This window comes from Flavobacterium seoulense (assembly GCF_000695795.1).
GTDB classification, from domain to species: Bacteria; Bacteroidota; Bacteroidia; order Flavobacteriales; family Flavobacteriaceae; genus Flavobacterium; species Flavobacterium seoulense.
This window is the reverse complement of the sequence record NZ_JNCA01000009.1, coordinates 16,537-36,722: the sequence shown is the minus strand read 5'-3', so window position 1 is coordinate 36,722 and position 20,186 is coordinate 16,537. Positions and strand designations below refer to the sequence as shown.

Here is a 20,186-nt window from a genome sequence, read left to right as displayed (position 1 = left end):
TAACAAGAAAAAAACAACACAATGATAAAAAGCAATATTGACAAAGCTACTGGATTTGAAAAAAGATTTGAAAACATCAACACGGTGGTTTTCGAAAATTCAAAAACAGCCTCAATAGCCGTTGCACAAGAAATTGCAGCACTAATCAGATCAAAACAGGAACAGCAACAATCTTGTATTCTTGGACTAGCCACAGGATCTTCACCAAAAGGTTTATATGCCGAATTGGTAAGAATGCACAAAGAAGAAGGTCTTAGCTTTAAAAACGTTATTACTTTCAATCTGGACGAATATTATCCAATGGAGCCTGATTCTATCAATAGTTATGTACGCTTCATGAAAGAATTATTATTGGATCAGGTAGATATTTTACCTGAAAATTACAATATTCCAGATGGAACTTTATCAAAAGAAGAAATTCAGGCCTACTGTGCTAATTATGAAGAAAAAATAGAAGCTCTGGGCGGAATCGATTTGCAGGTTTTGGGAATTGGAGGTAACGGACATATTGGCTTTAACGAATCAGGATCTTTACAAAATTCAAAAACAAGATTAGTTGCTTTAGACCATATTACCAGAGTTGCCGCAAGTAAAGATTTTTCAGGATTAAGTAATACGCCAAGAACAGCAATTACACTTGGAGTAAAGAAAATCATGGAAGCTAAGAGAGTTATTTTATTGGCTTGGGGAGAAGGAAAATCGAATATTGTTAAAGCCTCTGCCGAAGGAACTGTAACAAATTTAGTTCCTGCATCTTTCCTACAAGAACATGATAATGCTGTTTTTATTTTAGATCAGGAAGCAGCGTCTAAATTAACCCGAATCAACAAACCGTGGCTAGTCGAAAAAATTGTCTGGACCGATAAATTGACCCGAAAAGCAGTGTTAGGAATGGCACTAGATCTAAAAAAACCAATTCTAAGACTTACTGACGCCGATTATATCGAAAACGGAATGAGTGACCTATTAGCCGATTTAGGTCCTGCTTACGATATTAACATCAAAATTTTCAACAAATTACAAAATACTATTACTGGATGGCCAGGTGGAAAACCAAATGCTGATGACAGTAATCGTCCGGAACGTGCTGAACCTGCTAGAAAAAGAGTGCTAATTTTTAGTCCGCATCCTGATGACGACATTATTAGTATGGGTGGTACTTTTATGAGATTACACGAGCAAGGTCACGAAGTTCATGTAGCCTATCAAACTTCAGGAAACATTGCCGTTGCCGATAGTGAAGCCGAAAGATTTGCCCGTTTTGTATGTGATTACAATGAAAAATTTGACATTAAAAGTCCAGAAGCCAATTCAATTTACGAGAAAGCTCAGGAGTTTTTAAACAACAAAAAAGCAAGCCAGATAGATACTCCGGAAGTAAGACACATTAAAGGACTTATTCGAAAAGGAGAAGCGCGAGCCACCAGTCATTTTGTAGGTTTAACAGATGACCAAATTCATTTTATGGATTTGCCTTTTTATGAAACCGGAACTATTGAAAAAAAGCCATTAGGAGCTGAAGATATCCAATTTACAATGGATTTAATCGAAAAAATAAAACCTCATCAAATATTTGCTGCAGGAGATTTAGCCGATCCTCATGGAACACATAAAGTTTGTTTAGACGCTATTTTTGAAGCTGTAAAAAATCTTAAGCCAAAAGATTTTATGAACGATTGCTGGCTTTGGTTATACAGAGGAGCCTGGCAGGAATGGAGCATCGACGAGATTGAAATGGCTGTTCCTATGAGTCCTGATCAGGTTTTAGCAAAAAGACATGGAATTTTCAAACACCAGTCTCAAAAAGATGGTGTGGTATTTCAAGGTACTGATGCCAGAGAATTTTGGCAAAGAGCCGAAGACAGAAATAAAGAAACTGCTGAATTGTATGACCAGCTTGGTCTATCTAACTATGCAGCAATGGAGGCTTTTGTAAGGTGGAAATATTAAACTACACTAACCCTTTTTTATAGAGAAAAGCTGTACGGATTTTTATTAATTCGTGCAGCTTTTTGAATACATAACACTACTAAAATAAAAAATGAATTTATTTAACATTAAAAACAAAGTTGCAGTAATAACAGGAGGAACAGGAGTTCTTGGAAGCTCAATTGCTGAACATCTGGGCGAATCCGGGGTAAAAATTGTCATTTTAGGAAGAGATCAGCAAACAATAGACAAAAGCATTGACAGCCTCAAAAAAAATGGCTATGATGCCCTTGGAATTGCCACTAATATCCTAGACAGAGAATCATTAGAGAAAGCCAAAAATAGTATTCTATCACAGTACGGAAAAATTGATATTTTACTCAATGCCGCCGGAGGTAATATGCCTGGTGCTACAATAGGTCCTGACCAGACAATTTTTGATTTATCTATGGATGCGTTTCAAACTGTAACCGATTTAAATTTAAACGGAACAGTACTTCCATCGATTGTTTTTGGTGAAGTTATGGCTAAGCAAAAAGAAGGTGTAATTATCAATTTCTCATCAATGACAGTAGATAGAGCGGTAACTAGGGTTGTTGGGTATTCTGCTTCCAAAGCAGCTATGGAAAATTTCACAAGATGGATGGCTGTAGAAATGGCTACAAAATTCAGTAGTAAGATTCGTGTAAATGCCATTGCTCCAGGATTTTTTATTGGAAACCAAAATAGAAAATTACTAACTAACGAAGATGGTTCTTACACTCAAAGAGGAAACAGTATTATTAATAACACTCCCATGAAACGCTTTGGCGAGGCTGATGAATTAGCTGGAGCGATACACTTTTTATGCAGTGATGCTGCGCAGTTTATCACAGGAATTGTACTCGCTGTAGATGGTGGTTTTAGTGCTTACAGTGGTGTCTAAACTAAAAATAAAAAAGCCTGAGAAATTAATTTCTCAGGCTTTTAAACACTAAACTTATTATAAAACTAACTTAATAAAAAAAACAATTTTCTAACCAAAAAAAAATTATTCTTCAGACACGATTGGTCTTTTATCTACTTCAATAGCAACATTCATCAAATAAGCCACACCACTTTCGTTAACCATAGTCATGTTAAGCGTATCTAACATTGCTAATTTTCTAGATACTAATCCATTAAATTGATTATAAGAAATATTCATCTCTTTTAAATTATTCAATTTTTCAATTGACAATGGTACTTGTCCTTGAAAATTGTTTTCAAACAGACTAAAATTAGTTAGTTGAGTCAAATTAGCAACGTCAGGGCTTAAAGTACCTCTTAATTTATTGCTATTCAACAATACTGTTTTTAAAGTTGTCATTCCATAAAATGAAACTGGAATTGTTCCTTCAATTTCATTATTAAAAACAGCCAGAGTTTCTAAACTTTTCAAATTCCCTAAGTTAGAAGGTAATTCGCCTGAAAGTTTATTCATGTACAATTCCAGAGTTTTTAAATTACTTAAATTACAAATTGAAGCAGGAATTGCTGATGACAAACTATTGAAAGACAAGTCTAAAACTCTTAATTCTTTTAAATTCCCTAAACTAGCCGGAATGCTTCCTGAAAGACTATTTTTATGTAAATTTAATTCTTGTAAGTTTTGTAAATTTCCTAATTCAGCAGGAATATTACCTACCAAATTATTATCCTGAAGATCTAAAGCAACTACTTTCTCATTAACTACCTTAACACCCGCCCAATTAGTCATTGGCTGAGACAAATTCCATTGTACTTTCCATTCACTACCATTAGTAGCTTCATACAATTTAACAAGGATTTCTTTGTCAGTAAGTGCAGTATTTGCAAGCATTGAAAAAGAAGAGAAAACCAATAAAACAAGAGTAGTTATTTTTTTCATAACCTAAATTTTTACTTTGTAGGATTAAAAGTAGTACAAATCTAGATTAAACACTAAAATAATCGACGAAATGCACTTAATTTTAACTTTAAAGAGAAATATCCTTACAATCTAAGTATAAAAAAAGTTCAAAATATTTTATTTATATCTGAACAACTAATTAAAAACCAACCACATGAACATTAACTTCTTAGCACTATTTGTTGCTGCATTATCGACCTTATTTATTGGATTTATTTGGTACAACCCAAAAGTATTTGGAACAATCTGGATGAAAGAATCGGGTTTAACCGAAGAAAAAATGAAAGGCGCTAAAATGCCTGTTATTTTTATCATGGCACTGTTTTTTGCCTTTTTAATAACTATGATAATACAATTCCTGACCATCCATCAATGGGGCGCTTTTGGAATGATTGGCGGAGGAAATGCAATCGACACAAAACCTTCTTATGCTGCTTTCATGGCTGATTATGGAACTGCTTTTAGAACTTTTAAACATGGTGCTTTTCATGGTTTTCTCACAGGACTTTTTCTGGCTTTTCCTATGATTGCAACCAATGCTTTATTCAAAAGAAAAAGCTGGAAATACACTTTTATCAATAGCGGATATTGGACCATTTGCTTCACAATTATGGGCGGAATTATCTGTGCCTGGCAATAAAAAAACACATCCTCACTTAAGCAATTTTGAGAGGATGTCTTATAATAACTTGTCTATCGATTGGGCTAATTTAAAATCTTTATCAGTCACACCTTTTGCATCGTGAGTAGAAAGTCGGATATTGACTTTATTGTAAACATTAAAAAGTTCCGGATGGTGGTTTTGACTTTCGGCTAATAATCCAACTTGGACTATAAAACCAAGCGCCTGATTGAAATTTTTAAACTCAATTTTTTTCTCAATACCGTTATTTGAAAAAGTCCAATTTGTCAATCGAGACAAATGTTCCTGTGCTGTTTTTTCATTATAAGTTTCCATAATATTTCTTTTTATAAAATTAGTTAATTTCCAGTTTTAACAATCGTGTAGTCTTAAAAATAGTACTTTCGCAAATAATTAATTCCCTCAACAATTGAATTTTTCTTTTTCATTTAAAATACACGATGCTGTTCAAAATTTACCTGATGATTGGGATATTTTGGCAACAAAAAATATTTTTCTTTCTAAAGATTATTTAAAAATTTTAGAATCTGCAGCTCCGGAAAACATGAGTTGTCGCTACATTTCTTTGTTTGAAAACGAAAGAATCATCGGCATCGCTGTTTCTCAATTTTTAGACTTAAGTCAAATTCCATCTTTTGGAGAAAGAGACAATTGCCTGCGAACAAAAATTAGAAATATTGTTTTTAAACGATTTGGCTCCAAAGTTTTAATCATTGGCAATAATATGCTAACGGGACAAAACGGTATTTTATTGGATGAAAATGCATCTATTACAACCGTTTTAAAATTATTAAAACAAGCTACTGAAGCATTAGAAAAACAATATAAAAAACAAGGAAAAAATCCCCATCTTACTATTTTTAAAGATTATTCTGAAACTGAAATCAATTATTTTGACAGTCCGGAATTTGATTCTTTTTATCGTTTTTCGACGCAGCCTAATATGATTTTCGACATTAAAAATTCCTGGTCTTCTTTTGATGATTACATAACCGATAAAACCAAAAAATACCGCGATCAGTATAAAAGAGCGCGGAAAAAAGCATCGGAAATTACTAAACAAAAAATGAGTTTAGAAGAAATTCAAAAACATAGCAAACGAATTCACAAATTGTATTTGAATGTGGCAAAAAAAGCGGCTTTTAATACTTTTTATCTTGATGAAAATCATTTTGAAATTTTCAAGAAAAACTTAAAAGACAGGTTCCTATTTTACGGTTATTTCGAAGATGACAAATTAATTGGTTTCAACACCTTAATTAAAAACGGAAGCGATATTGACACTTATTTCCTGGGATATGACGAAAATTGTCAAAAAGAAAAAATGCTTTATTTGAACATGTTATATGACATGATAGGCTATTCTATCAATAAAAAATACAGTCGGATTATTTTTGCCAGAACGGCATTAGAAATTAAAAGCTCAGTAGGTGCAAAAGCTGAAAATATGTATGGATTGATGAAACACAACAATCCTTTTCTGAATTTATTTGTATCGAAAACGTTTCATTATTTCGAACCAAAATTAGAATGGAAAGAACGTAATCCTTTCAAATAGAAAACTAGGTTTTAAGCGATGCGATTTTTAATTTTCTTGCTGATATCGAAATATCTAAATTAGTTTGATTACCACAATATTCTCCATCAATTTGAAAACTGGTTGGTTTATCTATGTTTATCAAAGCTTTATCAGTAGAAATAACCGTAACATAACCAGATGAAACCGGAATTTTCCCCATAATAATTTTTAAGAAAACACTAATAGTTATCTTTCTTAAAATTATTAATTCAAATTTTCCGTCACCCATAATCCCAATTGGATTAATTACCACGCCTGTTCCGTATTTTTGAGAATTAGCAATAACAATCATTTGTGCTTTGGTTTCAAACAGTTGTTCATTACTTTTTATATTTACATGAAACGTTTTTCCAGCATGCAATAAAGTTTTAAAAGCTTGTTGCGCATAACCTAATTTCCCTCTTATAGCGCTTTTTTCATAGTTTTTAATCAAATCGGCATTAAGACCTAAATCGCTCAGATGCACACACATTTTATTATTAATATTTATAAAATCAATGGCTAAAAAATGATCCTGAAAAGCAGTTGCAATATTTTCTTCCTGTGATTTTATCAAACCCAAATCGGTTGCTAATCCGTTAGCTGAACCTACAGGCAAAATACCAAAAATTACATCTTCATTTTCTAAAGCTTCAATCACAATTTTTATTGTGCCGTCTCCACCTGCAATAATTACACGATCTGGCTGATATTGGGTATAAAAATCCTTAATATTTTTTAAATCATCGACTCCGGTAGTTTCTATACAATACAAATCATGATTTAAATATTTAGCATAATGAGAAACCTGAGCAATCAAATTGCCCTTCCCTAGCCCTCCCGAAATAGGATTTACCACCATCATTACGTTCTTTTTCTCCATTTTGCTTCTTTTTTTTCTTAAAATTAATTAATTTAGAATACAATACAAAAGAAAGATTAGAAATGAAACCTATTATAAAATTATACCGCGGTTATGCCAATGAACAGGAATTAGTAGTAATGGGACATGTTTTCAAACCAACAAAGAAAGCTGAGTACGATTTTCAGGATAAAAACTTCAAAAATGCAAGTTCGATAATTGGTATGTATCGAATGAAAACCTGGACAAATTCAGATATTTACTTAAAACACAACAACAAAATAATTCATACTAAAACACTTTCTGACGGTTATTTTAAATTTTGCATTCCGCTTGAACAGACTGATTATGGCTGGATTGATTATGAAGTGAGTTTAAATTACCAGAATAAAACTATTACAGCCAAAGAAAGTTATATTCGTCCACGAGTGGATCATTTGGGAATCATCTCAGATATTGATGATACTTTTTTGATCTCGTACACGATGAATCCGTTAAGAAAATTATATAATTTATTATTTCGAAATGTAAACAGACGTAAAATTTTTGAAGATGTAAATGCACATTATCAAGCCTTGAGCCAATCAGGAAGAAATATAAATGAGGAATTGAATATTTTTTTTTATGTTTCCAGCAGCGAATGGAATCTATACCGTTTTATTGTCCGTTTTACCGAAATTCATAAATTACCCAAAGCCGTATTGTTACTCAAAGATATTAAAACAAGTTTACTGAATTTTTTCTGGACAGGAAGAGGTGATCACAATCATAAATTTGAAAAAATAAAACATGTTTTAGAATTCTACCCTAATCTAAAGTATATTCTTATTGGTGATGATTCTCAGGAAGATCCTTATATCTATGAATCTATTTGCAAGATTTTCCCATTGACAGTACAGGCTATTTACATTAGACAAACTACTAAAAAGAAAAAATCTAAAGTAATTAAAACACTTCAAAATTTAGAAACTCTTTCAGTAGAAGTTTGTTATTTCAAGAAAAGTAAAGAAGCAATAGCGCATTCAAAAAAAATAGGCTTAATTTCTTAAGCCTATTTTTTTATTCTCTACAATTTATCTATTTCTTCCTGAACTACTTCCCAGTCCAGTAACAATTGATCTAAATCTTCTTTCTTTTTGTTATAAGCTTTAAAAAAAGCAGCATCTTCAATATGTTTGTCATAATTTGAAGCCAACATTTTATCGTCATGCTGAATGTCTTTTTCCAATTGATTAATTTGGCTTTCAATCTTACTCAAACGATTCTGCAAGGTTTTCCCTTTTTTCTGATCTTCGTAAGAAGTCTTTTTAGTTTCTTTTGGTGCAGCGGTTTTTACAACATCTTTTTTCTCTACTTCACGCATGTTTTCCATATTGCGTTGTTCTAAGAAAAAGTTGATATCACCTAAATATTCTTTTATTTTTTGATCTTTAAATTCGTAAACAATATTAGACATTCCCTGCAGGAAATCCCTATCGTGAGAAACTAATAACAAAGTCCCGCCAAATTTTTGCAAAGCGGCCTTTAAAACGTTCTTAGATTTAATATCTAAGTGATTCGTAGGCTCATCCATCAACAAGACATTGATAGGCTGCAAAAGCAATTTACACAATGCCAAACGGTTTCTTTCACCTCCTGAAAGTACTTTTACTTTCTTTTCTACATCATCACCACGGAACAAAAACGAACCTAACATATCTCGCACTTTCGAACGATTACTATCTAATGCGGCATCTTCCATAGTTTGCAACAAAGTAATTTCGCCATCTAAATATTCAGCTTGATTTTGAGCAAAATATCCTAATTGTACATTATGCCCTAATTTAATATTTCCTGAATATTCGAATTCATTAACTAATGCTTTGATAAAAGTCGATTTTCCCTGACCATTTTGTCCCACGAAAGCAATTTTGCTTCCGCGTTCTACTAAAAGTGAAATGTCTTTTAAAATAGTTTTGTCTCCATAAGCTTTCGTTACATTTTCGGCTTCGATTACTACTTTTCCGGGTTCTTTAGAAACCGGAAACGAAATATTCATTACCGAATTATCATCTTCATCAACTTCAATTCTCTCAACCTTATCTAATTTTTTAATTAAAGATTGCGCCATCGAAGATTTAGTAGCACTATATCTAAATCTGTCTATTAGTTTTTGAGTTTCTTCAATTTTCTTAGCCTGATTTTTTTGAGTTGCTAATTGCTTTTCGCGAAGTTCCTCTCGCAATTCTAAGTATTGCGAATAAGGTTTATTGAAATCATACGCTTTTCCAAGCGAAATTTCGATCGTTCTATTCGTAACATTATCTAAGAACATTTTATCGTGCGATACAATCACCACTACTCCCGGATAATTGCGAAGGAAATTTTCCAGCCAAATAATACTCTCAATATCTAAGTGATTCGTTGGCTCATCTAGCAACAAAACATCATTATTTTGCAATAACAATTTTGCCAACTCAATACGCATTCTCCAGCCTCCCGAAAAAGTCTCAGTTTGATTATCGAATACTTCTCTTTTAAAACCTAATCCTAAAAGAATTTTCTCCGTGTCACCTACATAATTGTATCCACCCAGCAAATCAAACCGATGTGTGTAATCAGATAAATCTTCGATAATCTTACTGTATTCTTCACTTTCATAATCGGTTCTGGTAACCAATTGATGATTGATTTCTTCTAATTTTTTTTCGACAATTTTGATTTCAGTAAAAGCCTCATAAGCTTCTTCAAGCACCGTTCTTCCACGTTCAAAATCAATATCCTGACGCAAGAATCCCATTCGAATATCTTTTTCCTGAGAAATAACTCCTGAATCCGGTTTAAAATCACCAGCCAGCATTTTAAGCATCGTTGATTTTCCTGCTCCATTTTTCCCTACAAGACCCACTCTGTCTCCGGCACCTAATCTAAAAGTTACTTCTTCAAACAAATAAGTACCTCCAAACGAAACCGATAAATTGTGTATATTAAGCATATTTTATGACTAATGTTTACAGGTAATTTTCGAAAAAATGTACCTTTGATAAAATTTTTTGCAAATGTTAAAAAAAGGATCCAAACTAAATAGTATTTTAACAGGAACTTGTCCGAAATGCCAAAATGAAAGCATGTATGTAGATAAAAATCCGTTGAATTTGGCTAATGTTTTAAAAATGAACGAAAAATGCTCTCATTGCGGATTAACGTATCAAATTGAGCCTTCGTTTTTTTATGGCGCAATGTATGTGAGTTACGGACTAAATGTTGCAATAGGAATTGGATCTTTTATAATCTCTTATTTAGTATTTCACGCTTCGCTAAAAACATCATTCATAGCCATTGTAGCGACATTAATTATTTTAGGACCAATGGTGTTAAGATGGTCAAGAAATATTTATATCAATATGTTTGTTTCTTACGACCCCAATTTCAAAGCTTAAAACTATTTTTTCTTTCTTAATTTAAAGCGGTTAATATCAATTTCTTTTTGCACAGGAATTCCATTTTCTATGGAATCAAATAATTCTTTAGCCATTGCCGGACCCAACATCACTCCACGGGTTCCTAGTCCGTTTAAAATATGAACTGATTTATAATGAGCATGAGTTCCTACTAATGGCCTCCTGTCTCTCACTGTAGGTCGCACTCCGGCAAAATGTTCTATTATTTCGAATTCGCAATTAATAATTTCCTTAATTCGATCTGTTAATTCCTGTTTTCCTTCTTCGGTTGGCAAATCGGTTTTGTCTTTCCAGTTGTACGTAGCGCCAACTTTGAATAATCCATCACCCAATGGAAGAATAAATACCGAAGTATTCACAATTACATCTAAATCCAGGTCTGGAGCTTTAATAATAAAAAGTTCTCCCTTAGTTCCATCCAGAGGTAAATCATTAAAATAAGGATTCACATGCATACCGAAACCTTCGGCAAAAATGATATGTTTAGTTTCAATGTTTTTGTAGCGAATGCTATCCGATAAAACCTCCAAAGTATCATAATCAAATCCTTCTTGAAGTAAAAGTTCTTGCTGCAAAAGATATTTTTTGTAGTTTTCCAGTAAAGCAGCCGTATCTACATAACCTGTATGCAAAACTTCACCATAATGATACGGGGCATCAATTCCTGAGTAGTTTTTTGTGATTATCGATGTCGATAAAAATGGAGCTAAAGCAGGTTTATCTGAAGCTGCAAACCAATTATTTTGCTCTTCAACAGAAAAGAATTTTCGAAGAATGGGTTTCTTGAAATCTACTTTGATTTCGAGTTTTTTTTCTAAATCAGTATAAAAATGATTCATCAAAAGTAATTGTTCCTGTGCCTGCCAAACTTCACTAAAACGCTTTAAAATAACCGGATTATATAAACCTCCGGCAATTTTTGAAGAATTTTGCGAATCATTATCAACAACTATAATCTTTTTATTGTTTGCCAAAGCAATTTCAGAAAACGAAATTCCAGCTAATCCACAACCTACAATTAAATAATCTACCATTTTAATCAAATAAAAAACAAAAATACAGAAAACAAAAAACTCTTACCATCAGGTAAGAGTTTTTATAAAATTTATATTTGAAATTAGTAATTCCACATATCCGATTCAAAATCACGAATTTTCTCTTTCACGCGTTCGGCTTCGAGTAACTGATTTTGAGCATTATCTTTCATGTATTCTTTAATTTCTCTATCTCCATACACGTTTTCTTCTTTGTAAATCACACTATTAAAACGCCTTGAATTTAGTATTTGATCGAAAGATACCGGCATTGCCGAGTTCTTATTATTGAATGCTTTGGCTTCATGCAAAACTTCTCTAGCGTCTGGGAAGAAAATCCAAAACAATTCAATATAATCTTTCTCTTCGCTATTCATCGTGTACACATCTGGCGTAACCGGACAAATGGCAAGCAAACGGTATTTCAATTCGCTCTGACGTTTGTCAAAATACCAAAAACCTTTGATCTTGTATTGTGTAACATCCTGAGCAGTCAAATCGGATCTCAAAATATATTCCTGAGATACTTTTTGTCCGGCATTAATTTGTTCTCTACCAGCATCGGTTGTATCAATTCGACTCAAGGAAGCCTGAATATCTTTATACGTTTTTTTGGTATTAAAATAACTATCTGAATATACTTCGGTAATTGCACCACTTTTAATCGCTCTTGTTAACACATCATAAAGCGAACGTCTGTCGGCACCAATATTAGCCGTATCAACAGGGAAATATAGTGGAAAATTAATTTTCTCACTCAAATCAATTATTTCCCAAACCATTTTACCCATCAATACATCTCTATCATGAACATAACCATAAGCTAATGGCTTATCATTATCGGAAATGAGTTGCGCCGGAGTCTTCAATCCAATTTCTTCTGGAATTTTAGCATTCAGCAAATTAGACTGAGCATAAGAAGCTACTCCTCCAATTAAAGAGATTGCAATTATCAAAAAATTTCTCATATTCATCATAGTATCATTTAATAAGAATAAATGTAAATTTCTATCCTGGGCAAAAGGTATTTAATTATTGTATTTCAAAAATAACCGGAGCTGTTCTTGGCAATAAATAACTACCAGCGCCTACTAATTTTGTTTTAATTTCAGAAATAGTAACCTGATCACCTCTTCCTGCTTTAGACAATATTGCTTTACATTGCGCATTTAATTTATCACCTTGTACAACAACTGTTGGCTGACCTGTAACTTTTAAATTAAATCCAACAACATCAAGATTAACATCAAAATCAAAGTCTACTAACTTAGCTCCAATAGTAGCAATTTCTAAGTTTGATTTAGGTCCTTTTACAACACCCATTTCACCTCTGATCGTACCTGTTGGACCAGGAATTCCTTTAATTCTGAATACTTTTTTATCAGAAGCTACTTTACCATCAGACATTTTACCTGAAACATTAATCACTACTTCATTTCCACCTTGTGGATTCATCACATATTTTCCGTTTCCAACTTTACTTAAACCGGGAGCTGAAGCATTCACATCTTTGTCAGCAATACCTGCAAATGAAATAGAAATAGGATTTGAAACTCCTCTATATACTACATTCATTTTATCTGCAGAAATTGTTGCTGAATTAGGTCTTGGCACTACAACATACTTTCCTTGAAATTTAAGAGGTACTGTTTTACCATCTTCAGCAAAAGTAAATTGCCCGGCAATAGTTTGTTCTCCAACACCACCTGCTGTTAAAGAGATAACTGCCTGTCCATTTACAATTTTTCCAGGACCAGAAAAAGAAGTTGGCTTTGTATTTTCGTCATAACGACCCAAAACTACTTTACCAGTAACTGCTTCTCCCTGAAAATAAGCATTTTTATCTAAAACAACAATTGCTTGATAATTGCTATAAGAAGCTGCAGCAACTGCTGCTTTTCCTAAAGCTGCACTATACACATCAGATTCTGCTTTATTAATATCATTTTGCCAGGTCGAAAGTTTTGCAACCGTTGCAATAGCTGGAAAGTCTTTAAAGTGATATGATAAAAATTTTATAGCAATACCTTCTTTATTTTTAACATCAGAAACATCAAATTTAGTTTCGATTTCACTTACAATCGCAGCATATTTTTTATCTGACAAAGCGGCTTTCATATCTGCTTTATACTGATTAATTGTCGCAATAATTTCGTCTCCTTTTTTAGTATAACCTTCTCCGGTAAACCAGTCAGCTATATTGTCTCCTTTATCCATTTCTTCGTAAGGAAGTTTTCCAGTTTCCGGATCCACTTCATAACCTTTTGTTGCCTGCTCTTTTAATGAAGCAATATAGTTGAAGAAATTATCTGTTATTGTTTTTACTTTATGAGCTGTTACTGATGCTGCTGTAAATTCACCTTTTGCTTCGGCTGCTTTAGCATCTAAAGCCATTAGCATTTGGTCATTCGATTGCTTGGAATTAGTGTTTGAACTTTCGAATTTTTCATTCATTAATCCAAAACCTGATATTACTTCTTTTGAAACATTCATTGCCAACATAGCGATGAAAACCAGGTACATCAGGTTAATCATCTTCTGTCTAGGGGTTAGTTTTCCTCCTGCCATATTTTCTAATAATTAGTTTTAGTAATTTTTCTCAATTTTCTTTTAAGTCTAATTATTAACCTTTATTATTCATAGCAGAAAGCATACCTCCATAAACACTGTTCAATGAAGTGATATTAGCTGTCATAGATTGCATTTGCTCTTTTAATTTAGAAGCATTTTCAGCAATTTCTTTGTTAGCCTCAGCATTTCTTGAAGCACTTTCTAATTGTACTTTGTATAAACTATTTAATGATTCCATTTGTGCTGCAGCAATAGATAATTCTTCGCTGTATTTTTTTGTAGCAGCAATTCCGTCAGCAGCAGGAGAAATTCCTTTAGCAGCTGATTCAAAATTTTTGATACTGTTTCCTAAGCTTGCCATTAATTCGCCGTCAATTTTAGCATCTTTCAATAAATTATCTAATTTTTGAGATAATAATCCTTGTGCTTCAGATGGAGATTCTGCTTTTGGTTTTCTATTAGCATTTGGAGTTCCATTAGCTAATTCTGGATAAACTAAAGTCCAGTCTAATTCATTATCTACAGGTTCGAATGCAGAAAGCGCAAAAATTAAAGCCTCTGTTAACAATCCAATAGAAAGCATTAAGGTACCTGTTAATGGTCCAATTTCGAAATGTGTAATTTTAAAAAGAGCTCCAACAATTACAACTGCTGCTCCCATACCGTAAGCAAAATTCATTGCTTTTTTACTTAATAATGCCATAATCTTAGTTTTTTTTAGTTTAATGTAGGTGTATTTATATTTAATAAGGGGTATTACTATCTTCTTGTACTAGCTCTTCCAGTTGTTCCATTTCCTGTGGTTTGAAGTCCCATATAATCCTGAACTGTTCTAAACCCGATGAAACTTCTAGCTGAATCAGCATATTCAAAATCTCTTGTACTTACCTGCAAGAAATAAGCAACATCTTTCCATGAGCCTCCACGAACCACTTTTCGTTTATTAGATGCATCTAAAACATTTGGGTTCATTGTTGAAACATATTCGTAAGCATTTGGATCATAAGAAGAATCCGTCCACTCTGATACGTTTCCTGCCATGTTGTATAAATTATAACCATTTGGCTCATAAGATTTAGCCTCTACGGTGTATAAAGCCTGATCAGCAGCGTAGTCTCCTCTGTTTGGTTTGAAATTAGCTAAGAAACAACCTCTGTCATTTTTAGTATAAGGTCCTCCCCATGGATAAGTAGCCGATTCTAAACCACCTCTGGCAGCATATTCCCACTCAGCTTCTGTTGGTAATCTAAACGAATTAATCAAATTACGACCATTCTTTTTAGACTTAATATAAGTGTTTTTGTTTAACGTTCTCCATGCACAAAAAGCTTTAGCTTGCGTCCATTTTACTCCTACTACCGGATAATCTCCATAAGCTTTGTGCCAAAAATAATCATTATGCATTGGCTCATTATACGAATAAGCGAAGTCTTTAATCCAAACTGTAGTATCTGGGTAAATTTTTACTTCTTCAGTTCTGATAAAATCTTTTCTTTTTCCAACTTTAGCTTTAGCTGCAGCCTGAATATCCATCCATGAATAACGGAATTTCAATTTATCTACATCAATACTACGCAATCCATTGTACGATTCCTCAATTGGAATATACATAGAATCCATAACCTCCACATAATATTCATCTGGATATTGTTTTGGATCCTTGATTAATTTTACATTTCTGTTTAATTTTCTACCTGCATATTGGTCATCAGCAGTTCCTACACTGTAATAATTATCATACATGTATTTATCATAAGCAGTCATTTTCTCAGGATCAGCATCGTTAAAAGCAAAATCACCAATACTTCCGGCTTTTTTACCTTTTCCATCTCCAGGTTTTGCGCCAGTTTCATCAGCAAGAATAGCTAATTTCATTCTGATTGTAGAATCTTTTACCCACTCCACAAATTGACGGTATTCACTATTAGTAATTTCAGTTTCATCCATATAAAATGAACGCACTGTTACCGTTTTAGTCTGAGCATCCTGAACTCCGGCAATATCTTCATCAGATTTCCCCATAATATAAGCTCCACCAGGAACTAAAGTCATTCCGTATGGTTTTTCCGGATGCCATTTGGCTCCTTTAACACCAACTAATTCACCTTTATCACTAGATTTACCACAGCTTATTAAAAGTGACAAAATTGCCATAAATGCAATGAACTTCTTCATATAATTTCGGGTTATTTATTCTTTATTTTTATGTATGTAAACGTATTTATTATTTATTAATAAAACAATATTTTTTTTCTCTAATTAAATACTCACCCAAAAGTAGAGTTAAATAAATTATAAAAAAAACTTTTTATCGACAAAATGCATAAAAATACGATTAAAAACATATTTTATCGACGAATCGCAATTTAACAACTACACAAATTCCAAATAAAATTAATTAAAACGAACTATTAACTACTAACAAACACAGCTTTAAAGCACATTTTTCCTTTGTGCTTTCCACCATCTTTCAGGCAATTCCTGATTACAGGCAGCCAAATACTCTTCGTATGAACAAGGTAATAACGTATTTCGTTTTAATTTATTATTCCCGTTTGAAAAAGGAATTTCTATCCACCAGCGATCTGTTTTATCACTTTTGTAAAAAACCAGCATTTCCTCATCAATTGGCACACTATATTTTATATAATTCTCCCTGCTTCCAAAAGGATATTCCTTAGAACGATAATGATAACCTTCAATAAAATACCAGATAATCTGAGTCATCAAAATAGATTCCTGACGGGAACTATGATGATTAAATATTCCAAACATCGAAACCTTATCACTAATTCCCGCATATCTTGCCAGAGCACAAATTTCTTTTCCGTTAAAACCATTGGGAGCAAAAGAAACAAAATTTCCGGAATCAGCTGATTTTACCGAATTCAAGTCTAAACTAACAAAATCAGCATCTCTAAAAACAGGTTCAGCAATAGCGATATTATTAGAAACTTCCCCAAGGCGATAGGCATCAAAAAACAGTTTTTCGATTAAATCTATTTCTTCCTGAGAATTATAGTAAGTTTGGTAACCAATATTGCAAAAATTAAAAAGATTATTAGGTTCATCAATAATCATTTTTGACAAATAAGAATTGCTCGACATCTCTTCTTCCTCTTTTCCAAAGTCGAATTTACTGTCAATAGCAACCAAATTCACCATTTGCTCTAATTCATCATAAGCACGATACATGCTGTATGTTAAATCCTGAGAACCTCCAATAATTATGGGGATTATTTTCTTTTTTATTAAATCAGAAACTACTTTACGTACTGCAAAATAGGTATCCTCCTTAGAATTTCCTGGCAAGATATCACCTAAATCAGCAATTGTAGTAGCCCAGTTTCCTGGAAACATACTGTACAATTCCTGCCTAAAAGCAGATAAATCACCTGAATCTTCTACGACATCATTTCCTCGATTTTCCAAAACACCTACCAGAGCAATGCTTACTTTATCTAAATCCGGAAAATCCTCTTTAGTGTGAAATACCACTTTACTTCCCAGTTGCTGAGAACTTAGTGATTTTAGCATCCTTAAAAGCGATTCATCTATTGGCTCCAGAAAATCAAATCCTATCATAATATTTTATTCTTCACATTTTATTTCCTAAGAATACGAGGAAAATAGTAGTATTATTTCTTTTTTGCAGTAGTCTTTTTTGCAGCTGTTTTTTTGGCAGCCACTTTCTTCGCTGGTGCTTTTTTAGCAGGAGTTTTTTGAGCAATTAATTCCTGAACTTCAGCCAAAGTCATTTTAGCCGCATCCACATCTTTACTCAATTCAATTTTGATTTTTCCTTTCAAAATTACCGAACGTCCCCATCTGGCTTTTTCAACAACAATTCCTTCTTCTTCCCAGTTATGAATTACCTTATCGATATTTTTTTGTAATTTATCTTCAATCAAAGCCTCAATATCAGCCTGAGATAAATTATCAAAATCGTATTTTTTACTCACATTTATGAAAATTCCGTCCCATTTAATAAACGGACCAAAACGCCCTGTTCCTTTTTGAACAGCTTCTCCTTTGTAAGTAGCAATTGGCGCATCAGCCTTTGCTTTTTCTTCGATTAATTCCTGTGCTCTTTCTACAGAAACATCCAATGGATTTTCGCCTCTTGGCAACGAAATAAAAACACTTCCGTGACGTACATAAGGACCAAAACGACCATTATTTACTTCTACTTCTTCACCTTTATAAGTACCCAGATTTTTAGGCAACAAGAATAAATTTAATGCCTCTTCCAAAGTAATATTACCAATGTTTTGCTCTTTCATTAAACTGGCAAACTTCTTATCCTCATCTTCGGCATCGCCAATTTGAGCCATTGGACCAAATTTACCTAAACGAACAGAAACCGGTTTTCCTGTTGCCGGATCTGTCCCTAGAATTCGTTCGCCGCTTTCTCTATCGGCATTAGCTTCAACATCTTTTACTGTTGGATGAAACTGATCGTAAAACTCCTGCATCATTTTTGCCCATTCGATATTCCCTTCGGCAATTTCATCAAAATCCTGTTCTACTTTGGCTGTAAAATTATAATCTAAAATATTCCCGAAATTCTTCACTAGGAAATCAGTAACAATTGTTCCAATATCAGTTGGCACTAATTTTCCTTTATCCGACCCGGTATTTTCTTTCAACAACTTCTCTCCTACTTTACCAGATTGCAAAGTAAGCTGTGTATAATTACGTTCCTGACCTTCTAAATTTCCTTTCTCAACATAATTTCTATTGATAATTGTAGAAATTGTTGGTGCATAAGTTGACGGACGACCAATTCCTAATTCTTCTAATTTTTTAACCAAAGAAGCCTCAGTATATCTTGCTGCCGGACGCGAATAACGCTCAGTAGCTGTAATAAAATTGTTTTGTAATTTCTCATTTACTTTCAAGGCAGGCAACATTCCTTCCTGTTCTTCTTCGTCATCATCATGTCCTTCTAAGTACACTTTTAAGAAACCTTCAAAAAGCAATACTTCTCCGGAAGCAGTAAATAATTCGCTATGATTATTCGCTTCTATTTTAACATTGGTACGTTCTAATTTAGCATCACTCATTTGCGAAGCCAAAGTTCGTTTCCAAATCAAATCGTACAAACGTGCCTGATCTCTATCGATATTTACGGTGTGACGTGACATATCCGTTGGACGAATCGCTTCGTGCGCTTCCTGAGCTCCTTTGCTTTTATTAGCAAAAGTTCGAGGATTAGAAAATTCTTTTCCGTAAGATTTGATAATCTCCGCTTCCGCAGCTTCCATCGCTTCTTTAGAAAGATTTACCGAGTCAGTTCTCATATAAGTAATCAATCCCGCCTCGTACAAACGCTGTGCTAATTGCATGGTGATTCCAACAGGCAAATACAATTTACGAGCAGCTTCCTGTTGTAAGGTCGAAGTGGTAAATGGCGCTGTTGGTGATTTTTTTGTTGGCTTTGTTTCTAAGTCAGCAACTTTGTATGTAGAACCGATGTTTTTACTTAAAAAATCTTCGGCTTCTTTTTTAGTATTGAAATTTTTAGGCAGTTTTGCTTTAAACGATTTTCCTGATTCATTAGTAAATTCGGCCACAACAGAATAAGAAGCGACAGCATTAAAATTCTGAATTTCACGCTCGCGCTCTACAATCAAACGCACAGAAACCGATTGAACACGACCGGCCGAAAGTCCGCCTTTAATTTTTCTCCAAAGTACAGGCGACAATTCATAACCCACCAAACGGTCTAACACACGACGCGCTTGTTGTGCATTCACTAAATTATAATCAATTTCACGCGGATTATCGATTGCTTTTAAGATAGCATTCTTTGTAATTTCGTGAAAAACAATTCGTTTTGTTTTCTTTTTATCTAACTTTAATTCTTCCGCCAAGTGCCATGAAATAGCCTCCCCCTCGCGGTCCTCATCGGAAGCCAACCAAACCGTTTCGGCATTTTTAGACAAAGATTTTAATTTAGTAACCAAGGCTTTTTTATCAGGAGAAACTTCATATTTAGGTTTAAATCCATGTTCTACATCTACTCCTATTTCCTTTGAAGGTAAGTCGGCAATATGCCCATAACTTGACTCTACTTGAAAATCATTTCCTAGAAATTTCTCGATCGTTTTTGCCTTTGCAGGTGACTCAACTATTACTAAATTCTTTGCCATTACTTTATTTTTCTCAGACAAAAGTAGAAGATTTTTTTAAATACAAAGACTTTAGATTTTTTTTTTGAAAGAAATAACATTTTGC

Annotated in this window: 17 protein-coding genes; 6 read left to right on the top strand and 11 right to left on the bottom strand. The window is 33.4% G+C overall.

From position 1 onward, the window contains the following. Positions 1–21 precede the first annotated feature (21 nt). Complete coding sequence (gene nagB, locus FEM21_RS04925) at positions 22–1,950, top strand: glucosamine-6-phosphate deaminase (protein ID WP_035658526.1); 1,929 nt, start codon at positions 22–24, stop codon at positions 1,948–1,950. Positions 1,951–2,041: 91 nt separating this feature from the next. Next, positions 2,042–2,854 (top strand): SDR family oxidoreductase, encoded by an 813-nt coding sequence (locus tag FEM21_RS04920; RefSeq protein ID WP_035658524.1) that lies wholly within the window; start codon positions 2,042–2,044, stop codon positions 2,852–2,854. A gap of 105 nt (positions 2,855–2,959) precedes the next feature. Here the strand turns inward: FEM21_RS04920 and FEM21_RS04915 are convergent, their stop codons facing one another. After that, complete coding sequence (locus tag FEM21_RS04915) at positions 2,960–3,817, bottom strand: leucine-rich repeat domain-containing protein (protein ID WP_035658521.1); 858 nt, start codon at positions 3,815–3,817, stop codon at positions 2,960–2,962. A 175-nt stretch (positions 3,818–3,992) separates the two neighbouring features. Between FEM21_RS04915 and FEM21_RS04910 the strand changes: the two genes are divergently transcribed. Next, complete coding sequence (locus FEM21_RS04910; protein WP_035658519.1) at positions 3,993–4,478, top strand: DUF1761 domain-containing protein; 486 nt, start codon at positions 3,993–3,995, stop codon at positions 4,476–4,478. A 39-nt stretch (positions 4,479–4,517) separates the two neighbouring features. Here the strand turns inward: FEM21_RS04910 and FEM21_RS04905 are convergent, their stop codons facing one another. Next, entirely contained in the window at positions 4,518–4,796 is a 279-nt protein-coding gene (locus FEM21_RS04905) for a 4a-hydroxytetrahydrobiopterin dehydratase (RefSeq protein WP_035658516.1), read from the bottom strand. Positions 4,797–4,890: 94 nt separating this feature from the next. On the opposite strand from FEM21_RS04905, the gene FEM21_RS04900 reads away from it, so the two are divergent. Continuing rightward, positions 4,891–6,039: a peptidogalycan biosysnthesis protein gene (locus FEM21_RS04900; RefSeq protein WP_035658514.1), complete on the top strand. Its 1,149-nt coding sequence runs from the start codon at positions 4,891–4,893 to the stop codon at positions 6,037–6,039. A gap of 4 nt (positions 6,040–6,043) precedes the next feature. Here the strand turns inward: FEM21_RS04900 and FEM21_RS04895 are convergent, their stop codons facing one another. Further along, positions 6,044–6,922 (bottom strand): diacylglycerol/lipid kinase family protein, encoded by an 879-nt coding sequence (locus FEM21_RS04895; protein WP_035658512.1) that lies wholly within the window; start codon positions 6,920–6,922, stop codon positions 6,044–6,046. 62 nt (positions 6,923–6,984) lie between these two features. Between FEM21_RS04895 and FEM21_RS04890 the strand changes: the two genes are divergently transcribed. Beyond that, positions 6,985–7,950 (top strand): App1 family protein, encoded by a 966-nt coding sequence (locus FEM21_RS04890; protein WP_035658510.1) that lies wholly within the window; start codon positions 6,985–6,987, stop codon positions 7,948–7,950. A 17-nt stretch (positions 7,951–7,967) separates the two neighbouring features. Here FEM21_RS04890 and FEM21_RS04885 read toward each other — a convergent pair whose 3' ends face one another. Next, positions 7,968–9,875, bottom strand: coding sequence for an ABC-F family ATP-binding cassette domain-containing protein (locus tag FEM21_RS04885; protein ID WP_035658507.1), 1,908 nt, complete (start codon positions 9,873–9,875; stop codon positions 7,968–7,970). 64 nt (positions 9,876–9,939) lie between these two features. Here FEM21_RS04885 and FEM21_RS04880 point away from each other — a divergent pair, with 64 nt between their 5' ends. Then, positions 9,940–10,320, top strand: a complete 381-nt coding sequence (locus FEM21_RS04880; RefSeq protein WP_035658505.1) for a DUF983 domain-containing protein — start codon at positions 9,940–9,942, stop codon at positions 10,318–10,320. Between the two features lie 2 nt (positions 10,321–10,322). Here FEM21_RS04880 and FEM21_RS04875 read toward each other — a convergent pair whose 3' ends face one another. The 7 genes from FEM21_RS04875 to topA all read right to left on the bottom strand — a co-directional run bounded on the left by FEM21_RS04875 (position 10,323) and on the right by topA (position 20,101). Beyond that, positions 10,323–11,375, bottom strand: coding sequence for an NAD(P)/FAD-dependent oxidoreductase (locus tag FEM21_RS04875; protein WP_035658503.1), 1,053 nt, complete (start codon positions 11,373–11,375; stop codon positions 10,323–10,325). A gap of 83 nt (positions 11,376–11,458) precedes the next feature. Continuing rightward, positions 11,459–12,349 carry a type IX secretion system ring subunit PorN/GldN gene (gene porN / locus FEM21_RS04870; protein WP_035658719.1) on the bottom strand — a complete coding sequence of 297 codons (891 nt, stop codon included), beginning with the start codon at positions 12,347–12,349 and terminating at the stop codon, positions 11,459–11,461. A 58-nt stretch (positions 12,350–12,407) separates the two neighbouring features. Beyond that, positions 12,408–13,943, bottom strand: coding sequence for a type IX secretion system motor protein PorM/GldM (gene porM, locus FEM21_RS04865; protein WP_035658501.1), 1,536 nt, complete (start codon positions 13,941–13,943; stop codon positions 12,408–12,410). Between the two features lie 55 nt (positions 13,944–13,998). After that, a complete protein-coding gene (gene porL, locus FEM21_RS04860) occupies positions 13,999–14,649 on the bottom strand; it encodes a type IX secretion system motor protein PorL/GldL (protein ID WP_035658499.1) in 651 nt (216 codons plus the stop codon). A 56-nt stretch (positions 14,650–14,705) separates the two neighbouring features. After that, complete coding sequence (gene porK / locus FEM21_RS04855; RefSeq protein ID WP_035658496.1) at positions 14,706–16,121, bottom strand: T9SS ring complex lipoprotein PorK/GldK; 1,416 nt, start codon at positions 16,119–16,121, stop codon at positions 14,706–14,708. A gap of 258 nt (positions 16,122–16,379) precedes the next feature. Continuing rightward, positions 16,380–17,528, bottom strand: coding sequence for a formimidoylglutamase (locus FEM21_RS04850; protein ID WP_035658718.1), 1,149 nt, complete (start codon positions 17,526–17,528; stop codon positions 16,380–16,382). A 56-nt stretch (positions 17,529–17,584) separates the two neighbouring features. After that, complete coding sequence (gene topA / locus FEM21_RS04845; protein ID WP_035658494.1) at positions 17,585–20,101, bottom strand: type I DNA topoisomerase; 2,517 nt, start codon at positions 20,099–20,101, stop codon at positions 17,585–17,587. Positions 20,102–20,186: the final 85 nt, after the last annotated feature.